Genomic DNA, 17,376 nt, shown 5'->3' on the forward strand with positions numbered 1-17,376 from the left:
CGGGTGTCGAGTGCGTGTTAAAGCACGGGGCGAGCGGTGACAATCGAGGCTTCGGGCTTTGGCCCTTTTCCCAGGCGCATCGAGAGTGATCGTTCGACATGTTTTCAGTCCGGTGGATCATCGGCAATTGGCCCATCTTTGTGGCCCCATGGGGGACCATTTGCGCGCCATCGAGGTCGCCTTGGCGGTGACGATTCGCCACCGGATGGGCAGCTTCCGGGTGGAAGGTGTGCCTGAACGGGCCGAGCGGGCCATCGACTTGCTGGTGCGCTTGTATGCGCAGGCTGAGCGAGCGATTGAGGATGAAGCCTTGCAGTTGGCGCTGGTCGAGGCGCGCCAAGGGCTGGAAGCCTTGCCCGAGCCCGAACTGCGTGTGGAGCAAGGGCCGCCGATCCTGCGTACCCGGCGCTCGGACCTGACTGGCCGCACGCCCAATCAGGTGAGTTATCTGAACAACATCTTGGCCCACGACATCAGCTTTGGCCTTGGCCCAGCGGGCACGGGTAAAACCTTCTTGGCGGTGGCTTGTGCGGTCGATGCCCTAGAGCGCAGTGCCGTGCAGCGCATCGTCCTGACCCGGCCGGCGGTGGAAGCGGGCGAGCGACTCGGTTTTCTGCCCGGTGACTTGGCGCAGAAGGTGGATCCGTACTTGCGCCCGCTCTATGACGCGCTCTACGACCTGATGGGTCTGGAGCGCGTAGCCAAGGCGTTTGAAAAGGGCCTGATCGAAATCGCGCCTTTGGCGTTCATGCGCGGACGCACGCTCAACCACGCTTTCGTCATCTTGGACGAGGCGCAAAACACCACGCCCGAGCAGATGAAGATGTTCCTGACCCGCGTGGGTTTTGGCAGCAAAGCGGTGGTCACCGGGGATACCAGTCAGATTGATTTGCCACATCACCAGCCCAGTGGCTTGGTCGAGGCCGCGCGTATCTTGAAAGATGTGCGCGGCGTGGCCACCACCCGCTTCACGGTCGAAGATGTCGTGCGCCATCCGCTGGTGGCCCGCATCGTCGAGGCCTATGAAGCCGAAGAAGCGCATTCAAAGGCCGTGTCCCCCAAGCTTTCCTCACCCAAGGCCCGTACCCATCATGGCTCGTCCTGAACTCTCTCTCTCGCTCCAATTTGCCGACCCGCGCCACCGCGCCTTGTTGCCGCGCCACAAGGTGATGCGCTGGATTCGTCATGCGCTGGAAGCCGCCCCGGCTGAAATGACCGTGCGGGTGGTCGATGCCCCCGAGGCGCAACAGCTCAACCATGCATTCCGCGCCAAGGACTACGCCACCAATGTGCTGACCTTTGATTACGCCCAGGAACCGATGGTTTTGGCCGACTTGGTGCTGTGCGCACCGGTGGTTGAGGCCGAGGCCTTGGCGGCGGGCAAGCGCATTGAGGATCACTACGCGCATCTCCTGATCCACGGCACGCTCCACGCCCAAGGCTGGGATCACCTTGAAGACGAGGAAGCCGAAGCCATGGAAGCGCGTGAGCGTGAGGTGATGGCCGGTTTGGGCTTGCCGGACCCTTATGCCGAGGCGGCCGACGGGGCCGAGGCCGCCGAAGCAGGGGATTCGGCGGCGGTGTAAACCTGCACCTTGCCGCGTCCGCTGCGCTTGACCGCGTAAAGCATGCGGTCCGTCCGCGCCAGCCATTGGCGTCGGCTGTGGATGTCGGCGCTCAGGGTGACCACGCCGTAACTCATCGAAATGGGCATCGGGCGTTGGGCCAACGCCCCTTGAATCCGCCCGATCAGGGCCAGTGCGGCATCAAGGCCGGTTCGGGGCAGCAAGAGGCAAAACTCGTCGCCCCCTAAGCGGGCGGGAATATCGCTTTGGCGGGTCTGCGTGCGCAGCACGTCGCCCAAACTTTGGATGGCTTCATCGCCGACCAAGTGCCCCATGGCGTCGTTGATGTGTTTGAAATGATCGACGTCCGCCATGACCAGGGTGGCCGTTTGGCCGGATTGATTGAAGGCCAGCAGCGCTTCATCCATGTGACGTTCAAGATACGCCCGCGTCCAGAGCCCTGAGAGCGCGTCGTGTTGACCCAGCCAATACAGCTCGCGTTTGCGCTGGCCGAGTTGTGTGGCGGTGCGATAGGTCACGACGCCGATCGTGATCGGGAAGATCACCATGAAGGGCAGGCACGCCAAAATCGTGGCCAGGTTCGAGCTGAGCTGAACATCGATGCCTGCGACGCCGCAACCGAGTCCGATGCCCAAAGCACTGGCGATCAAGCCCCGGCCAAAGAAGCGCGGTCCGCCGGTGGCGATGTTGTCCATGCTGAGCATGGTGAGGATGAGCACGCTGGGCAGCACGTTGAAACCCATCATGGGCACCCAAAAACCACCGGCGGCAGCGTCGAGCCAAAGATTACGGCGTTCGCACAACAGCGGTTCGGGGTGGTGGATCGACCACTGATAGGCCGCATGGGGCCAGACCAGCGCATGCAGCCCCAGCACGACCCAAGCCCATCCGGGGACACCGTGTTGATGCATGCCCGCAGCCACGCAAAAAGCACCCAAGCCCAAGCCGATACAGCGAGGTAGATAAATGCGCCGGGCCAGACGCAGCCCTTTGTCGCGTGTCATGGTGATCGGTGGTTGGGTGTTGGGGCGTAGCATCAGCGATCCAACGTGGATTAAGCGCGACGACCAAGGATACGCCCGTGACACCCTCTTTGAACCGTGAAAAAACTGAACCCCTGACTCGGGTGGAGTTGGTGACCCAAGAGCCCGCCGTCAATTGGTTGTCGCCGGTGCAGTTGCTCAAGACCGGGCTGCGGGTGTTGATGGCTGACATGGTGGGCGGCATGTCGGACCCGCGTCTGGTGCACGCGGCTTTGACGCCCGAGGCCGCCGCCACGCCGACGTGGCGAGCCGAGTCCAAGGATGATGGGGATGCTGCGCCGTTTTGGCTCGATTACTTGGCCGATACCGGCGACGGTTGGGACAGCACCTACAGCGTGGCGTGGAGCGTGGCGCGTGAGCAGCTGGATGTGCCCGGGGCTGGCGCTTTGCCGCGTGCGCAGGTTTTGGTGCTCGGTGGCGATCAGGTCTACCCCACACCGGCGGATCAGGCCTATCGAACGCGATTTCTTGATCCGTTTCGCAGCGCCTTGCCTTCGGCCATTCCGACGGCCGAGGATCCATCGGCCCCCAAGATGGTGGCGATTCCCGGCAACCACGACTGGTACGACGGCCTGAGCGGTTTCATGCGGTTGTTTGCCTCGGGCGGGAGCATTGGGCGCTGGCAGACGGTGCAAAAGCGCAGCTACTTTGCCTTGCAGCTGCCGCACGGTTGGTGGCTTTGGGGGCTGGATCTACAACTGGCCTCCGAGATGGACGCGCCGCAGTACGCCTACTTCAAGGCCATGGCGGCGCAGCTGAGGCCCGGTGATCGGGTGGTGCTGTGTCCGCCGGAACCCTCTTGGGCCGACCCGAATGTGCAGCTGGGTGAGAACCAGACTGCGCTGGAGAATGTCGAGCATCTGCAACCGCGCTTCACGAGCTTGCGTCAGATCGAGGCGCTCATCGCGCAGCGTCGGGATGAGGACGTGCGTTTGGCCGCCGTGATTGCGGGTGATTCGCACCACTACGCCCGTTATGCACCTTGGGCGACCGAGTCGGCCGATGCCCCCCAACGCATCACCTGTGGCGGTGGCGGCGCCTATTTGCTCGGCACCCACGGGTTGCTGGAGCGATTGCGTTTTCGTGGTGGCGCGGGCCTTGAAACACATCAGCGTGTGGCCACGTTCCCCTCGGTGGACGAATCCCGTGCCTTGCGGGATCGTGCTTGGCGGCTGCCCGTGGCTAACCCCGTGTTTGGCCTGACCTTGGCGGGGGTCTATGCCGTCGGGATCTTGCTGGCGCTGAGCGCCAGCTCGGCGGTGTGTCGCAGCCCTTGGGCGTGGATCTGGGCCTTGAGCTTGGTGTTGGGTGCGGGCCTGTTCACCCGCAATGGCGCACCGAAAACAGGTGGATCTTGGGGGCCCTTGGTGGGCGGCATGGTCCACGGGGCGCTGCATGTGGGTCTCGCTGCCGCCGTAGGCTGGCTGGGTCGCGCGTGGCCCGGATGCGGCTTGGTGGCTGCCGGTGCCGTGACGGGCTGGATCGGTGGCGGCTTGCTCTTCGGCCTGTGGCTGATGCTCAGCAACCGCTGGTTGGGCTGGCACGACGAAGAGTCTTTCTCCGCCCAAGCGATCACCGACCACCGCAGCTTTTTGCGCATGCGCATCGACGCCGAAGGGCTGACGATCTATCCGCTCGGTATCCGCAAAGCTTGCACGCGCTGGCAGCTCGGCCGGGGCATCGAGTTACTGCGCCAAGCCAAGCGCACGTGGCGCTTGCGCGCTCACACCGGCTCTGGCCCACGCTTTGAGCCGGTCGATCCCATTCAAGTCGAGCTGATTGAGGCACCGATTCGTTTGCGCCGAAGCTCACCAGCAAGGTCGATCTGAGCTTGGTCGATAACGCCGCAGTTTGTTTCTATTTCGATTGATGATGGGGTGTCGCGGTGGACGAACCAATTTATTTCTACACGAAGTCCGGCCCGTTCTACGCGCTATCTAACTTCGCCCCGTTCGGGTTCGAGTGCAATGGCGTGTTCTGGCCGACCGTTGAGCATTTTTGGGGTGCAGGTCAAGATGGTTCCGGTCGGAATCGTCTTGGCTACCTTCTTGAGCAGGTTCGCAGGGAACTTCAATGACGTTCAACGAAAAAGACTACATGGTGCTTACCAAGCGGACTAAACAACCGTGTGCTGCAATTTGCGCTTGTTGGCAAAGTCACGTTGGAAACCTTTTACGGACCACCAAACTATGGAGAGAACCCGAAGACTGATTCGCGTGAAGCCCAGATTATTCTGGTTCTGAAACAGCAAATCTGCGTAAGCGCAAATCGAAGCACCAACGACGAGGAAGAGAAGAACCAATTAAGGGTCACGCTCGTTCCTCCTGTCGGCGTAAATCTCGGCTCGTATAAAGGACGGTCTGTTACGGTTAAAGGCACGCTGTTTCATGCCATCACGGGCCACCACCACACTCCAGTGCTGATGGAAGTTGCGCATGTCCAAGAGCACCATGATTGAACGTACTAGCCCTCGGTTAACGCCTCTGCATCTCGTCCGAACACTGGTCATCACATCTCTTCTCACGTCATCCGTGAGTGCGTTCTCGCAGCGTGCGTCATCTGGCCAAGAATGCTTTGCACAAGGCGCTAATGCTGATGCGCGCAAATGTCTCGCTGCGATGGCCAACAGGAGTGATTGGGTTTTGGTTCAGGCTGAGCGCGATGTTGCCAACTCGCTGGAACAGGCCATCGAAGAACCCATGGTTCGCCAGCGTGCCGTCGTCGCCTTGGAATCAGCCTCTGCTGCATATCGTCGTTATCGGCAGGAACAATGTGGCTTTCAGGTCGCATTAGCGGCTGGCGGGTCTGGCGCTACACATCGTAGGTTGCTGTGCGAAATCGCCCTCAACGAGGAACGTACTTCGCAGATGAGGTCAATTCAAGGCATCGTCCAGTAATGGTGGCGTCTAACCATTCCGACCCCAGAAGTTGGTCCACGAGACGCTTTTCAGGAGTCTTTCATCACTCACGATGCTGACTCAGGGAGCATCACCTGCGCGATAGGCCGCGCATCCCGCAGGTTCGCCGGTGGTGTCTAAATGTAGTTACGCGGAGACTCACCATGGGCATGGTTGCCTACTTCACCGCCACAAGTCCTTCGCAACTTAGGCAATTGAGGTCTGACCCCGAATCAGATTGCAGCCGCCTTGGCGTCAGTGACCGAGGCGAAGCTAAATGGTGTCTTTGATCCTGAGGCAATGTCGGAGGCTGGCATCTATCCCGAGATTTGGGATCCAGTGGGGTGGCGACATAAGATGTCGCAACTCCATCGCCTCACCCCGGAGCGGGTGATGTTCTTTTCATTCGTTGGATCGCACATGCAGCCAACAGAGTTTCGTGGAACCTTGGATCTTGCTTCTTCAGTCGGTACAACAGTGGATGCCTATGCCCAAGACGAAGGGTATTGGCATCTGTTTGTTGCGTTGCGGCTTGGCGGGACCACAACATCGCTCGTCTTTACTACCGAAGGGCGCTCTGCTGGATATCGCTTTGAGGTCTTCCCGATCAGCGTTCAAAGTCTTGCAGAGGCAAAGCATGCTTGGCGTTCTCTGCCGCGCTCCATGCTTATCAGCAGCGCTGTTCCTCTTTGGCGTTGTGAGTCGGTTGAAGCCGGTGCCACGGGTGAAACCATGGGACTCCATCCTTCAACCCAGTATGCTGGCAGAGGCCCAGCCCCATCTACGGCGCTGGTCAGTGCACGTGTGCTCGCGGGGGTCCTACTTGAAGGCTCTTTGGGTGAGCAGTTGGTCATCGCTGCATCGGACTCCGCGCCATTCAACGTAGAGCTTTTTTCCTCTGAGCAAGCAGTTAAGCGCGCACTGGAAAACTTCGAACCCGTGCGCCCTAACAAATAAGGCTACATCGTGCTCATCAAGCTGTCCTGCGGTAGTGAAGGGTCGAGGCCGCGCGGTTTCTTTCTCCATCGATGGAATCCGTTGCCGCCGTTGACATGCAAAAAGCCCACCTTTCGGTGGGCTTTTTGACCTCAGAACGAGACTGGATCGGCGGGGGAATCAGGCGGCCAAGGCGGCTTCGATCTTGGCTTTGGTGGCGATCAGTTCTTGGGGCAGGTGGTAAGCCAGCTGTTGGAACAGGTCGCCATGCAGGGCCATTTCTTGCGTCCAAGCGTCGCGGTCGATGCCGATGACGCTTTGGAACTGGGCTTCGCTGAAGTCGAGGCCGGACCAGTTCAGGTCGGTGTAGTTCGGGCTGACACCGAAGATGTTTTCTGCACCACCGGCTTGGCCTTCGATGCGGCCGAGCATCCATTGCAGAACGCGGGCGTTATCGCCGTAGCCTGGCCAGACGAACTTGCCGTCGGCACCCTTGCGGAACCAGTTGACGCAGTAGATGGCGGGCAGCTTGGCGCCTTCGGCTTCGAGCTTGGCACCCACGTTCAGCCAGTGCTGGAAGTAGTCGCTCATGTTGTAGCCGGTGAAGGGCAGCATGGCGAAGGGGTCGCGGCGCACCACACCCATTTGGCCGACGGCCGCAGCGGTGGTTTCTGAGCCCATGGTGGCGGCCATGTAGACGCCTTCGACCCAGTTGCGGGCTTCGGTGGCCAGCGGCACGGTGGTCGAGCGGCGGCCCCCGAAGATGAAGGCGTCGATCGCCACACCCGCCGGGTTATCCCACTCGGGGTCGAGGGCCGGGTTGTTGGTGGCGGCCACGGTGAAGCGGGCGTTCGGGTGGGCGGCGGGACGCAGTTTGCCGTCGGCACCCCGGGCGCTTTCCGGTGTCCAGTCCTTGCCTTGCCAGTCGATCAGGTGGCTGGGCAGCGCGTCGGTCATGCCTTCCCACCACACGTCACCGTCGTCGGTCAGGGCGACGTTGGTGAAGATGACGTCGCGGTCCAGCGAAGCCATGCAGTTCGGGTTGGTCTTGAAGTTGGTGCCCGGGGCGACGCCGAAGTAACCCGCTTCGGGGTTGATGGCGCGCAAGCGGCCGTCCACCGGCTTGATCCAGGCGATGTCGTCGCCAATGGTGGTGACTTTCCAGTCGCCCAGGGCGGCCGGCGGGATCAGCATGGCAAAGTTGGTCTTGCCGCAGGCGCTGGGGAAAGCGGCCGCGACGTGGCTCTTTTTGCCTTCGGGCGAGGTCACGCCCAAGATCAGCATGTGCTCAGCCAGCCAGCCTTGATCGCGGCCCATGTTGGAGGCGATACGCAGCGCAAAGCACTTCTTGCCCAGCAGTGCGTTGCCGCCGTAGCCCGAACCGTAGGACCAGATTTCGCGCGTTTCGGGGTAGTGAACGATGTACTTCGTTTTGTTGCAGGGCCAAGTCACATCCTTTTGACCGGCTTCGAGCGGCGCAGCCACGGTGTGCACGCAGGGCACAAACTCGCCGTCGCTGCCCAGCACGTCGTACACGGCTTTGCCCATGCGGGTCATGATGCGCATGTTGACGGCCACGTAAGCGCTGTCCGACAGCTCAATGCCGATGTGGGCAATGGGCGAGCCCAGCGGGCCCATTGAGAACGGCACGACGTACAGCGTGCGGCCCTTCATGCAGCCTTTGAAGAGGGCCGGTGTGCCGTCTGCTTGGCCGGTTTGCAGCAGGGCGCGCATCTCGGCTGGGGCCATCCAGTTGTTGGTCGGGCCGGCCGCTTCCTTGGTGGCCGAGCAGATGTAGGTGCGGTCTTCGACCCGGGCCACGTCGCTCGGATCGGAGCAAGCCAAGAAACTGCCCGGGCGCTTGGCCGGATTGAGCTTCTTGAAGGTGCCGGCATCGACCAGCTTTTGGCACAAAAGGTCGTATTCCTCTTGGCTGCCATCACACCAGTGAATCTGAGCCGCTTCCGTCAGCGCAGCGACTTCGGCCACCCAGGCAATCAGCCGAGCGTTTTTGACGTAGGCGGGGGCCTGAAGGGCCACACCGGTGTGAGCGGTAGCGTTCATGAAGCGGCTTTGTTGAAGAAGGGGGACGGGCAGTGTAGGCGCCCCCTTTGGCAGATTACCTGACGGTTACATGCGTTTTTTGCATAACCGGATGCATGCGGCCGATCAGGGGTGCGCCTGTAGCCACGTCCCGACAATCGCAGCGCTGGCGCGAGCGGCCACCACCTCGATGAACTGCATGAAATCCACGTGGGCGCTGTCGTCGGCGCGGTCCGAGATGGTGCGCAACACGGCAAACGGCACGCCGCAGTCGTGGCAAACCTGTGCCAGCGCCGCACCTTCCATCTCGACCGCCAAAGCGTCGGGCAAGCGCTCGATCAAGGCGCGGCTTTCAGGCGCTGTGGCGACAAAGCGGTCGCCGCTGAGGATCAGCCCTTGGTGCAGACGCGGGGCGGTGACGCCCAAAGCACGGGCTTCGGCGCCGAAGGCGCGCAGCGGATCGGCCAACACGTGGGCGGCGGCTTGCGCCAAGGCGTCGGCCAAGGCGGGGTCGGTGGGGAAACGCGCCCGCCCGGAGAGCGGCACTTCGTGACGCGGGAAGAGGGGCGAGGCGTCCATGTCGTGCTGCAACAGCTCGCGCGCCACGACCACGTCGCCCACATGCGCGGGCCCCAGCCCACCGGCCACGCCGGTAAAGATCATCTGCTGCACGCCGTAGCGTTCAATCAGCATCGTGGCGGTGATGGCCGCAGCCACTTTGCCGATGCGCGACAACACCAGCACCACCGGGCGACCATGCAGCATGCCGAGGTGAAAGTTGCGCCCGGCGTGGCGCTCAATGGTGACCTTGCCCGTCACGTTGTCCAAGCTGTGCAGCAGCGCTTGCAACTCTTGCTGCATCGCCGCGACGATGGCCAGTGGCGCAGGGTGCGCGGACTTCATGGGGCCGCACCAACGACGCCACCCAGTACGCAGAGCACCATCAACGGCGCGGTCTCAGCGCGCAGCACGCGCGCGCCTAAGCTGGTGGGCAGAAAACCTAGATCGCGGGCACGGCCTTCTTCGGCCGGACTCAGCCCGCCTTCGGGGCCGCTGAGCAAGCAGATCGGCTGGGCCGTGGGCAGCAGAGCGCTCAAACGCTCAGACAAGGGTCTCGCATCGCCCAAGCTCAGGATCAATCGTCCCGGGGCCGGCACGGTGGCCTCGTTCAACCCCGCCAACCAGGCGGCCAAGGTTTGCATCGGGGCAATGTGGGGCACGCGGGTCCGGCCACATTGCTCGGCCGCCGCGATGGCCACGGCTTGCCAGTGCGCCACCTTCTTGGCGGCGCGTTCACCGCTCAAGCGCAGCACCGAGCGTTCACACATCAGTGGCTGGACGGTCTGCACGCCCAGCTCGGTGGCTTTTTCCACCAGCCAGTCAAAGCGGTCGTTGGCCGGCATGCCGGCGGCCAAGCTCACGTCTTGGGGCAGTTCGCGCTCAACCGGATTCAAGCTGCCGACGCGCACCGCCACCTCTTGGCGGCCCATGCGGGTGATGGTGGCCGACCATTCGCCGCGACCGTCTTGCTGGCGGCCGTTGAACAGCGTGATCGGCTCGCCGGGTTGCAGGCGCAGCACTTGAACGTGCTTGGCCGGACCTTCCGGCAAGACGGTGTCCAGATCGGCCTGGAGTGGGAGATCGACGTAAAAGCGCGGTGGCATGGGTAGGAATGGGGTGGGTCAGGTGCGGATGCGCTGCACCAGCGAGGTGGTCGAGTAGCCGTCTACAAAGGCGATGGCGCAGGCGTCCCCGCCCCAGCTGCGCACCAGCCGGGTTTCCTCAAGGCTTTCGATGTCGTAGTCGCCGCCTTTGACGTAAAGGTCGGGGCGAAGGATCTCCAGCAAAGCGCAGGGCGTGCGCTCGTCGAAGAAGGTGATCAGCGAGAGGCTTTCCAGCGCAGCCAGTACGCAAGCGCGGTCGAGTTCGCGGTTCAGCGGTCGATCTGGGCCTTTGCCCAGCAAGCGGGCCGAGGCGTCGCTGTTGAGTCCCATCACCAGCGAGGCGCCCAAAGCCCGCGCTTGGGCCAAGTAGCGCACATGGCCCGGATGCAGGATGTCGAAGACGCCGTTGGTGAAGACCATCGGACGCGGCAAGGCCGCCAAGCGGGTCGCCAAGTCCTCGGGATCGGAGCGCAAGCAGATCTTGTTCAAAAAAGCGGGGGGAGACAGGTGCAGCGACATGGGGCCGCATTGTCACCCGGGCCGCCGTTTGACATCTGATGTCTTCCATTGCAGACTAGTCAAATAACTAGTCAATATGGAGCGCATCATGCATACATGGCCCGTCCAAGATGCCAAAGCAAGGTTCAGCGAATTTTTGGAGGCTTGTCTCGCTGAGGGGCCTCAAATGGTGACCAAGCGTGGCACTGAAGCTGCTGTTTTGGTGCCGGTGCAGGAGTGGCAACGCTTGCAATCGGCGGCCCGCCCTTCGCTGAAGCAGCTTTTGCTGTCGGATGTCGCCCGGGGGGAGCTGAATGTTCCGCCGCGCGGCCAAGCCAAGCGTCGCAGTGTGGATCTGACTCGGTAAAGCTCATGTACTTGCTAGATACCAACGTGGTTTCCGAGCTGCGTAAGCCGCGACCCCACGGGGCTGTTGTGGCTTGGCTTGAGTCCGTGGATGAGGCCAAGCTGTTTTTGTCCGCAGTGACCTTGGGCGAAATTCAGGCCGGCATTGAGTTGACCCGCGAGCAAGACCCCGACAAGGCCGCAGACATCGAGGCCTGGTTAGAGCTTGTGGCTGCGGCGTACAACGTGTTGCCCATGAATATCGCTGCCTTCCGCGACTGGGCTCGACTCATGCACCGCAAGTCCGACACGCTGTACGAAGACGCCATGATCGCCGCCACAGCGCGCGTGAACAATTTGACCGTGGTGACGAGAAACGTCGCTGATTTCAAAGCCCTTGGCGTGACGGTTTTCAATCCCTTCGGCCAAGGGTGATTCGCACCGCTACCCCGGCAAAGCCCGGCGCAGTTGGATGGCTTCGGCCACGTGGGCGGCTTGGAGGGTGGGGCTGCCTTGCAAGTCGGCGATGGTGCGCGCCACCCGCAAGACACGGTGCAGGCTGCGGTTCGACCAGCCGAGTCGGTTGCCGGCTTGGGAGAGCAGATGGCGCGCTGCGGTTTCAGGTTGGGCGTGTTCATCCAGCACGGCACCGCTCAGATGGGCGTTGAGTTGTTGCTGGCGCTGGTGTTGATGCTGGCGTGCGCTGGCGACCCGTTCGGCAATGCGGGCGCTGGGTTCACCGTCGGGCGCGGCTTGCAATTCTTCGGGGCTGATGGCGTGGACTTCAACGCGCAGATCAATGCGGTCCAGCAACGGGCCGGAGATACGCGACTGGTAGCGATGCACTTGTTCGGGCGTGCAGCGACAGCGTTGGCGCGGCGAGCCCAAATGGCCGCACGGGCAGGGGTTCATCGCCGCGATCAGTTGGCATTGGGCCGGGAACTCGGCTTGCCGTGCCGCGCGCGAGATGGTGATGCGGCCACTTTCCAAGGGCTCGCGCAAGGCTTCAAGGGCGCTGCGCGGGAATTCGGGCAATTCGTCCAGAAACAAGATGCCGTGGTGCGCCAAGGACACCTCGCCGGGCCGGGGCGGATTGCCGCCGCCGACCAAGGCCACGGCGGAGGCGCTGTGATGCGGGCTGCGGGTGATGCGCCGACCCCAATCTTGCGGGGTGAAGCGCCCACCCGCACTCAGCAGTGCTGCCGAGGCCAAGGCTTCTTCTTCGCCCAGGAGCGGTAAAAGTCCACTCAGGCGCTGTGCCAGCATCGACTTGCCCGTGCCGGGTGGGCCGACGAGCAAGACGCTGTGGCCGCCGGCTGCTGCGATTTCGAGGGCTCGTTTGGCGGTGGCCTGACCCCGGACCTCGCGCAGATCGGCTGGGTGAGCCGAAGGGGCTGCTGTTTGCGGCCATACAGTGGGCAGTGCTTGGGCTTGGCCTTCGGGTTGCAGGGCGCGCACCACGTCGAGCAAATGGTCGGCGGCGCGCAGCGGTAGGCCTGGCACCCAAGCGGCTTCTTCGGCACTGGCGCGCGGCAAGATGAGTGTGCGCTGCGGGTTGGACTGGCGCATGGCGGCGGCCATCGCCAAAGCCCCCCGGATGGGGCGCAGATCGCCCGCCAGCGAAAGCTCGCCGGCAAATTCGAGCTCAGCCAAGCGGCTTGTCTCGATCTGACCGCTGGCGGCCAAGATGCCTAAGGCGATGGGCAGGTCGAAACGGCCGCCGTCCTTTGGGAGATCAGCCGGTGCCAGATTGACGGTGATGCGTTTGTTGTGTGGGAAGTCGAGACCGCTGGTGAGCAGCGCCGAGCGCACGCGCTCACGCGACTCTTTGACAGCGGTTTCGACCAGTCCGACCAGCGTGAAGCTGGGTAGGCCGTTGGCGAGATGGACCTCGACGGTGACTTCGGGGGCATGCAGCCCTTCAAGGGCGCGACTGTGGAGGACGGCGAGCGACATGATGGTGCAGCCAAGGGCTTGTTCAACAAGATGACACCCAGTCTGTGCGTTATCTCACGTGTTGGCTCCCCCCCAAAAGACGGTGATGCACACTTATGGTGCGCTCTTTAAGTCCCAAAGCGGTGCGCTATGGCGGGTGGTCGTGCCTGATGGGCCATCACGGGGCATGGCCTGCCCAAGTAGCGGTGCGATGTCTGGTGATTTCAAAACCTGGCACGGAAGATGCAACGAGTGAGCCGTGAGTGTTGTTTTCCTATTCCACTGTTTCTTGGAGCTTGGTATGAAAAAGATCGTTTCCTTTGCTGCGTTGAGTGCCGTTGCTGCTGCTGTTTTGGCCCCGATGACCGCGATGGCCGATGACGGCCTGTCGTACAACGTGGGTGTGGTTTCGGATTACCGTTATCGCGGCATTTCGCAGACTCTTCTGCAACCGGCGGTGCAAGGTGGTCTTGATTACGCCAAGGGCGCTTTCTACGTGGGCACTTGGGCTTCGACCATCAGCTGGATCAAGGACAACGGCGTGGATGGTCCGGTCGAGCTCGACATCTACGCTGGCTACAAGCGCGATGTGGGTCCGGTCGGTCTGGACTTCGGTCTGTTGCAGTACGCCTACGTGGGCAACAAGCTGGCTGATGTCGGTACCGGCTCGACGTACAAGAACGCCAACACCACTGAAATCTACGGCGCGGCCACCTTCGGCCCGGCCACCGCCAAGCTGTCGTACGCCCTGACCGATTTGTTTGGTAACTATGACTTCGCCAACAGCAAGAGCTCGGCGGGCAGCTACTACTTCGACCTGAGCGCCACCTTTGATGTGGCGGGCTTCTCGGTGGTGCCGCATTACGGCTACCAGAGCGTGGCCAACATCACCAACGCCAGCTACTCGGACTACTCGGTCACTGTCTCGAAGGAAGCCTTGGCCAAGGGGTTGACCTTCAGCTTGGCGCTGATCGGTACCGACGCCAACAAGACCTTCTACGTGCCTGGCGCTGCCGCCAACAGCACCAAGCTCTTGGGTGATTCCGGCGCGGTGCTGGGTGCTAAGTACAGCTTCTAAGCCCTTTTCAATCGGACCCCATCGGAGAGAACCATCATGAAAATGGTGACTGCCATCATCAAACCCTTCAAGCTCGACGAGGTGCGTGAAGCCCTCAGCAGCATTGGGGTGCAAGGCGTGACCGTGACCGAGGTCAAGGGTTTCGGTCGTCAAAAAGGCCACACCGAGCTGTATCGCGGCGCCGAGTACGTGGTCGATTTTCTGCCCAAGGTGAAGATCGAAGCCGCTGTCGATGACAGCGTTGTGGACCGTGTGGTCGAAGCCATTGAGGGCTCGGCCCGCACCGGCAAGATCGGCGACGGCAAGATCTTCATCACTTCCTTGGAACAAGTGCTGCGCATCCGTACCGGTGAAACCGGTCGGGACGCACTCTGACCCCCTACCTTCTAGAGACGATCATGTTGAAGAAATTCATCGCTTCTCTCGCCTTGGGCTTGGCTGTGTTCGGTATGACCGACCTCGCCTTTGCCCAAGCGGCTTCCGGGCCTGCGGCCAGTGCTGTGGCTGCGGCGGCCGATGTGGCCGCTTCGGTGGCAGCACCAGCCGCTTCTGCGGCGGCTTCTGTGCCGGTACCCAACAAGGGCGACACCTCTTGGATGCTGGTGTCCACCCTGCTGGTCATCATGATGACCGTGCCGGGTCTGGCGCTGTTCTACGGCGGCTTGGTGCGCGCCAAGAACATGCTGTCGGTGCTCATGCAAGTCATGGTCACCTTCTCCATGATCGTGGTGTTGTGGTTCTTGTACGGCTACAGCTTGGCGTTCACCGAGGGGGGCTCTTCTTTTGGGGCTTACATCGGTGGCTTTGACCGGCTGTTCATGAGGGGTATCTGGGATAACGCCGCTGGTACGTTTGCCAACGCAGCGACCTTCAGCAAGGGTGTTTACATCCCTGAGATCGTGTTCGCAGCGTTCCAAGCGACCTTTGCTGGCATCACTTGCGCCCTGATCGTCGGGGCCTTTGCTGAGCGCATCAAGTTCAGCGCGATGCTGCTGTTCATGGCGATTTGGTTCACCTTCAGCTACGCCCCGATCGCACACATGGTCTGGTTCTGGATGGGTCCGGACGCCTACACCGGCAAGGACGTGGTTGACGCCATGAATGGCAAGGCCGGCCTGATCTGGCAGTGGGGTGCGCTCGACTTTGCTGGCGGCACCGTGGTGCACATCAACGCTGCTGTGGCGGGCTTGGTGGGTGCTTTCGTGATCGGCAAGCGCGTGGGCTACGGCAAGGAATCGTTTGCACCGCATTCGCTGACCTTGACCATGGTGGGTGCGTCGCTGCTGTGGGTGGGCTGGTTTGGCTTCAACGCTGGCTCGGCGCTCGAAGCGAACGGTTTTGCCGCGCTGGCCTTCATCAACACGTTGGTGGCCACGGCTGCTGCGGTGTTGTCGTGGTCGGCGGGTGAAGCGGTGCTCAAGGGCAAGGCTTCGATGCTGGGTGCCGCTTCGGGTGCTGTGGCGGGTCTGGTGGCGGTGACGCCGGCAGCGGGCAACGTGGGCATCGGTGGCGCGCTGATCATCGGCTTGATCGCTGGTATCGCTTGCCTGTGGGGTGTGAACGGCCTGAAGAAGATGTTGGGCGCAGATGACTCGCTCGACGTTTTCGGTGTCCACGGTGTGGGCGGTATCTTGGGTGCCTTGCTGACGGGTGTTTTCAACTCGCCAGCGCTGGGTGGCCCGAGCTTTGTGGGTGACTGGGTGACAGCCACCACCGTGACGGCTGACGCTTACTCGATCGCTTCGCAAGTCTGGATCCAAGCCAAGGCTGTGCTTGTGACGGTTGGCTGGTCGGCTGTGGTGGCGTTCATCGCCTACAAGATCGTCGATCTGACCATCGGTCTGCGCGTGACGGAAGAAGAAGAGCGCGAAGGTCTGGACATCAGCTCGCACGGCGAGACGGCTTATCACAAGTAATCCGGTCTTGTCCGAACTCGGAAAGCCGCCTTCGGGCGGCTTTTCTTTTGTGCGCCGCGTTGGCTCCAGAGCGCGCCTGCCTAGAATGGCCCTCCTTCGCCCGTTTTTTGGTTGGCATATTCCTATGGTTCCGCATCTCGTCACCGCCCTGCATGGCCCCATCAACGATTTGGAAACCCGCATCCTGGAGTCGATGCCAGCGATTGAGCGCTGGTTCCGGCTTGAATGGATGGAGCACACGCCGCCGTTCTACACCTCGGTGGATTTGCGCAACGCAGGCTTCAAGTTGGCGCCGGTGGATACCAACCTGTTCCCGGGCGGTTGGAACAACCTGACGCCCGAGATGCTGCCTTTGGCGGTGCAGGCGGCCATGGCAGCGATTGAGAAGATTTGCCCTGAGGCCAAGAACCTGTTGCTGATCCCGGAGAAGCACACGCGCAACATGTTCTATCTGATGAACGTGGCGCGGCTGAAGCAAATCTTCACCCAAGCGGGGCTGAATGTCCGTTTGGGCACCTTGGACCCTGACGTCAAGGAGCCGACGAGCTTTGATCTGCCCGATGGCACGTCGCTCACGGTCGAGCCGCTGCTGCGACCCTCGCGGCGCTTGGGCCTGAAGGACTTTGATCCCTGCACGATCTTGCTCAACAACGATCTCTCCGGCGGGATCCCGCGCATTCTGCAAAACCTGACGGAGCAGTACCTGCTGCCGCCGCTGCACGCCGGTTGGGCCGTGCGGCGCAAGACGAATCACTTCCAGTCGTACGAAGAAGTGGCCAAGAAGTTCGCCAAGTTGCTCGGCATGGACCCGTGGTTGATCAATCCGATGTTCAACCGTTGCGGTGAGGTGAGTTTCAGTGAGAGCGGTGGCTTGGAGTGCATCCAGAGCAATGTCGATGCCTTGCTGGGCAAGATCCGGCGCAAGTACAAGGAATACGGCATCAACGAAAAGCCGTTTGTGATCGTCAAGGCCGACAACGGCACCTATGGCATGGGCATCATGACGGTGCGCGACGCCAAGGAGCTTTCCGAGGTCAACCGTCGCACCCGCAACAAGATGAGTGTCGTCAAGGACGGTCAGGTGGTTTCCGAGGTCATCATCCAAGAAGGCGTGCCGACCTATGAGCGCCTCAACGATGCTGTGGCTGAGCCGGTGGTTTACATGATGGATCGCTACGTGGTGGGTGGTTTCTACCGCGTGCATGCGGATCGCGGCGTGGATGAGAACCTCAATGCGCCAGGAGCGCAGTTCGTGCCTTTGGCTTTTGCCCAAAGTCATCAGCTGCCCAAGTTGGGCGAAAAGCCCGGTGTCAGTGCCCCGAATCGCTTCTACATGTATGGGGTCATCGCACGTTTGGCCATGTTGGCGGCCAGCTATGAGATGGAAGCCACCGACCCCAATGCCGAGGTTTATGAATGATTTGATAGAAAGAGC

Annotated in this window: 18 protein-coding genes; 12 read left to right on the forward strand and 6 right to left on the reverse strand. The window is 61.8% G+C overall.

Translation table 11 applies throughout. From position 1 onward, the window contains the following. Positions 1-85: 85 nt before the first annotated feature. Both AB3X39_RS12200 and ybeY read left to right on the forward strand, forming a co-directional pair. The gene (locus tag AB3X39_RS12200) at positions 86-1,105 is read left to right on the forward strand and encodes a PhoH family protein (protein ID WP_369417656.1); all 1,020 of its coding nucleotides are present in this window, start codon (positions 86-88) and stop codon (positions 1,103-1,105) included. Next, on the forward strand, positions 1,092-1,586 hold the full coding sequence (ybeY, locus tag AB3X39_RS12205; RefSeq protein WP_369417657.1) for an rRNA maturation RNase YbeY: 495 nt from the start codon (positions 1,092-1,094) through the stop codon (positions 1,584-1,586). The genes AB3X39_RS12200 and ybeY overlap by 14 nt, the downstream gene beginning before the upstream one ends. On the opposite strand, the gene AB3X39_RS12210 is transcribed toward ybeY, so the two are convergent. Beyond that, positions 1,526-2,590, reverse strand: a complete 1,065-nt coding sequence (locus AB3X39_RS12210; RefSeq protein WP_369417658.1) for a diguanylate cyclase — start codon at positions 2,588-2,590, stop codon at positions 1,526-1,528. The genes ybeY and AB3X39_RS12210 overlap by 61 nt on opposite strands. 77 nt (positions 2,591-2,667) lie before the next feature. On the opposite strand from AB3X39_RS12210, the gene AB3X39_RS12215 reads away from it, so the two are divergent. From AB3X39_RS12215 to AB3X39_RS12230, 4 genes are all read left to right on the forward strand, one after another. After that, positions 2,668-4,458: a preprotein translocase subunit YajC gene (locus tag AB3X39_RS12215; RefSeq protein ID WP_369417659.1), complete on the forward strand. Its 1,791-nt coding sequence runs from the start codon at positions 2,668-2,670 to the stop codon at positions 4,456-4,458. Between the two features lie 299 nt (positions 4,459-4,757). Further along, positions 4,758-5,087 (forward strand): DUF4431 domain-containing protein, encoded by a 330-nt coding sequence (locus AB3X39_RS12220; protein ID WP_369417660.1) that lies wholly within the window; start codon positions 4,758-4,760, stop codon positions 5,085-5,087. Beyond that, positions 5,065-5,526 carry a lysozyme inhibitor LprI family protein gene (locus AB3X39_RS12225; RefSeq protein WP_369417661.1) on the forward strand — a complete coding sequence of 154 codons (462 nt, stop codon included), beginning with the start codon at positions 5,065-5,067 and terminating at the stop codon, positions 5,524-5,526. Before AB3X39_RS12220 ends, AB3X39_RS12225 begins: the two co-directional genes overlap by 23 nt. A gap of 237 nt (positions 5,527-5,763) precedes the next feature. Beyond that, positions 5,764-6,483 carry a DUF1877 family protein gene (locus AB3X39_RS12230; RefSeq protein WP_369417679.1) on the forward strand — a complete coding sequence of 240 codons (720 nt, stop codon included), beginning with the start codon at positions 5,764-5,766 and terminating at the stop codon, positions 6,481-6,483. Between the two features lie 159 nt (positions 6,484-6,642). Here AB3X39_RS12230 and AB3X39_RS12235 read toward each other — a convergent pair whose 3' ends face one another. The 4 genes from AB3X39_RS12235 to AB3X39_RS12250 form a co-directional block, all read right to left on the reverse strand. Continuing rightward, the gene (locus AB3X39_RS12235) at positions 6,643-8,526 is read right to left on the reverse strand and encodes a phosphoenolpyruvate carboxykinase (GTP) (RefSeq protein WP_369417662.1); all 1,884 of its coding nucleotides are present in this window, start codon (positions 8,524-8,526) and stop codon (positions 6,643-6,645) included. A 105-nt stretch (positions 8,527-8,631) separates the two neighbouring features. Next, on the reverse strand, positions 8,632-9,408 hold the full coding sequence (locus tag AB3X39_RS12240) for a 5'-methylthioadenosine/adenosylhomocysteine nucleosidase (protein WP_369417663.1): 777 nt from the start codon (positions 9,406-9,408) through the stop codon (positions 8,632-8,634). Further along, the gene (locus AB3X39_RS12245; RefSeq protein WP_369417664.1) at positions 9,405-10,169 is read right to left on the reverse strand and encodes a 16S rRNA (uracil(1498)-N(3))-methyltransferase; all 765 of its coding nucleotides are present in this window, start codon (positions 10,167-10,169) and stop codon (positions 9,405-9,407) included. Before AB3X39_RS12245 ends, AB3X39_RS12240 begins: the two co-directional genes overlap by 4 nt. 18 nt (positions 10,170-10,187) lie before the next feature. Further along, the gene (locus AB3X39_RS12250; protein WP_369417665.1) at positions 10,188-10,688 is read right to left on the reverse strand and encodes an adenylyltransferase/cytidyltransferase family protein; all 501 of its coding nucleotides are present in this window, start codon (positions 10,686-10,688) and stop codon (positions 10,188-10,190) included. 88 nt (positions 10,689-10,776) lie between these two features. On the opposite strand from AB3X39_RS12250, the gene AB3X39_RS12255 reads away from it, so the two are divergent. Both AB3X39_RS12255 and AB3X39_RS12260 read left to right on the forward strand, forming a co-directional pair. Next, positions 10,777-11,034: a type II toxin-antitoxin system Phd/YefM family antitoxin gene (locus tag AB3X39_RS12255; protein WP_369417666.1), complete on the forward strand. Its 258-nt coding sequence runs from the start codon at positions 10,777-10,779 to the stop codon at positions 11,032-11,034. 5 nt (positions 11,035-11,039) lie between these two features. Beyond that, entirely contained in the window at positions 11,040-11,447 is a 408-nt protein-coding gene (locus tag AB3X39_RS12260; protein ID WP_369417667.1) for a type II toxin-antitoxin system VapC family toxin, read from the forward strand. A 9-nt stretch (positions 11,448-11,456) separates the two neighbouring features. Here AB3X39_RS12260 and AB3X39_RS12265 read toward each other — a convergent pair whose 3' ends face one another. Next, positions 11,457-12,968 (reverse strand): YifB family Mg chelatase-like AAA ATPase, encoded by a 1,512-nt coding sequence (locus tag AB3X39_RS12265; protein ID WP_369417668.1) that lies wholly within the window; start codon positions 12,966-12,968, stop codon positions 11,457-11,459. Positions 12,969-13,248: 280 nt separating this feature from the next. Between AB3X39_RS12265 and AB3X39_RS12270 the strand changes: the two genes are divergently transcribed. From AB3X39_RS12270 to gshA, 4 genes are all read left to right on the forward strand, one after another. Beyond that, positions 13,249-14,025, forward strand: coding sequence for a TorF family putative porin (locus AB3X39_RS12270; RefSeq protein ID WP_369417669.1), 777 nt, complete (start codon positions 13,249-13,251; stop codon positions 14,023-14,025). 36 nt (positions 14,026-14,061) lie between these two features. After that, positions 14,062-14,400, forward strand: a complete 339-nt coding sequence (locus AB3X39_RS12275) for a P-II family nitrogen regulator (protein WP_369417670.1) — start codon at positions 14,062-14,064, stop codon at positions 14,398-14,400. Positions 14,401-14,426: 26 nt separating this feature from the next. Then, complete coding sequence (locus tag AB3X39_RS12280) at positions 14,427-15,941, forward strand: ammonium transporter (RefSeq protein WP_369417680.1); 1,515 nt, start codon at positions 14,427-14,429, stop codon at positions 15,939-15,941. 124 nt (positions 15,942-16,065) lie between these two features. Beyond that, positions 16,066-17,361, forward strand: a complete 1,296-nt coding sequence (gene gshA, locus AB3X39_RS12285) for a glutamate--cysteine ligase (RefSeq protein WP_369417671.1) — start codon at positions 16,066-16,068, stop codon at positions 17,359-17,361. The last annotated feature ends 15 nt before the right edge of the window (positions 17,362-17,376 follow it).

Origin of the sequence: Leptothrix ochracea (assembly GCF_041083635.1) — a bacterium.
GTDB lineage: Bacteria > Pseudomonadota > Gammaproteobacteria > Burkholderiales > Burkholderiaceae_C > Sphaerotilus > Sphaerotilus ochraceus.

Bases quoted from the DNA above. Each gene is read 5' to 3' on its own strand.
- ybeY (WP_369417657.1), top strand. From the start codon at position 1,092: ATGGCTCGTCCTGAACTCTCTCTCTCGCTCCAATTTGCCGACCCGCGC.
- AB3X39_RS12210 (WP_369417658.1), bottom strand. From the start codon at position 2,590: ATGACACGCGACAAAGGGCTGCGTCTGGCCCGGCGCATTTATCTACCT.
- AB3X39_RS12225 (WP_369417661.1), top strand. From the start codon at position 5,065: ATGTCCAAGAGCACCATGATTGAACGTACTAGCCCTCGGTTAACGCCT.
- AB3X39_RS12235 (WP_369417662.1), bottom strand. From the start codon at position 8,526: ATGAACGCTACCGCTCACACCGGTGTGGCCCTTCAGGCCCCCGCCTAC.
- AB3X39_RS12240 (WP_369417663.1), bottom strand. From the start codon at position 9,408: ATGAAGTCCGCGCACCCTGCGCCACTGGCCATCGTCGCGGCGATGCAG.
- AB3X39_RS12245 (WP_369417664.1), bottom strand. From the start codon at position 10,169: ATGCCACCGCGCTTTTACGTCGATCTCCCACTCCAGGCCGATCTGGAC.
- AB3X39_RS12250 (WP_369417665.1), bottom strand. From the start codon at position 10,688: ATGTCGCTGCACCTGTCTCCCCCCGCTTTTTTGAACAAGATCTGCTTG.
- AB3X39_RS12255 (WP_369417666.1), top strand. From the start codon at position 10,777: ATGCATACATGGCCCGTCCAAGATGCCAAAGCAAGGTTCAGCGAATTT.
- AB3X39_RS12260 (WP_369417667.1), top strand. From the start codon at position 11,040: ATGTACTTGCTAGATACCAACGTGGTTTCCGAGCTGCGTAAGCCGCGA.
- AB3X39_RS12265 (WP_369417668.1), bottom strand. From the start codon at position 12,968: ATGTCGCTCGCCGTCCTCCACAGTCGCGCCCTTGAAGGGCTGCATGCC.
- AB3X39_RS12270 (WP_369417669.1), top strand. From the start codon at position 13,249: ATGAAAAAGATCGTTTCCTTTGCTGCGTTGAGTGCCGTTGCTGCTGCT.
- AB3X39_RS12275 (WP_369417670.1), top strand. From the start codon at position 14,062: ATGAAAATGGTGACTGCCATCATCAAACCCTTCAAGCTCGACGAGGTG.
- gshA (WP_369417671.1), top strand. From the start codon at position 16,066: ATGGTTCCGCATCTCGTCACCGCCCTGCATGGCCCCATCAACGATTTG.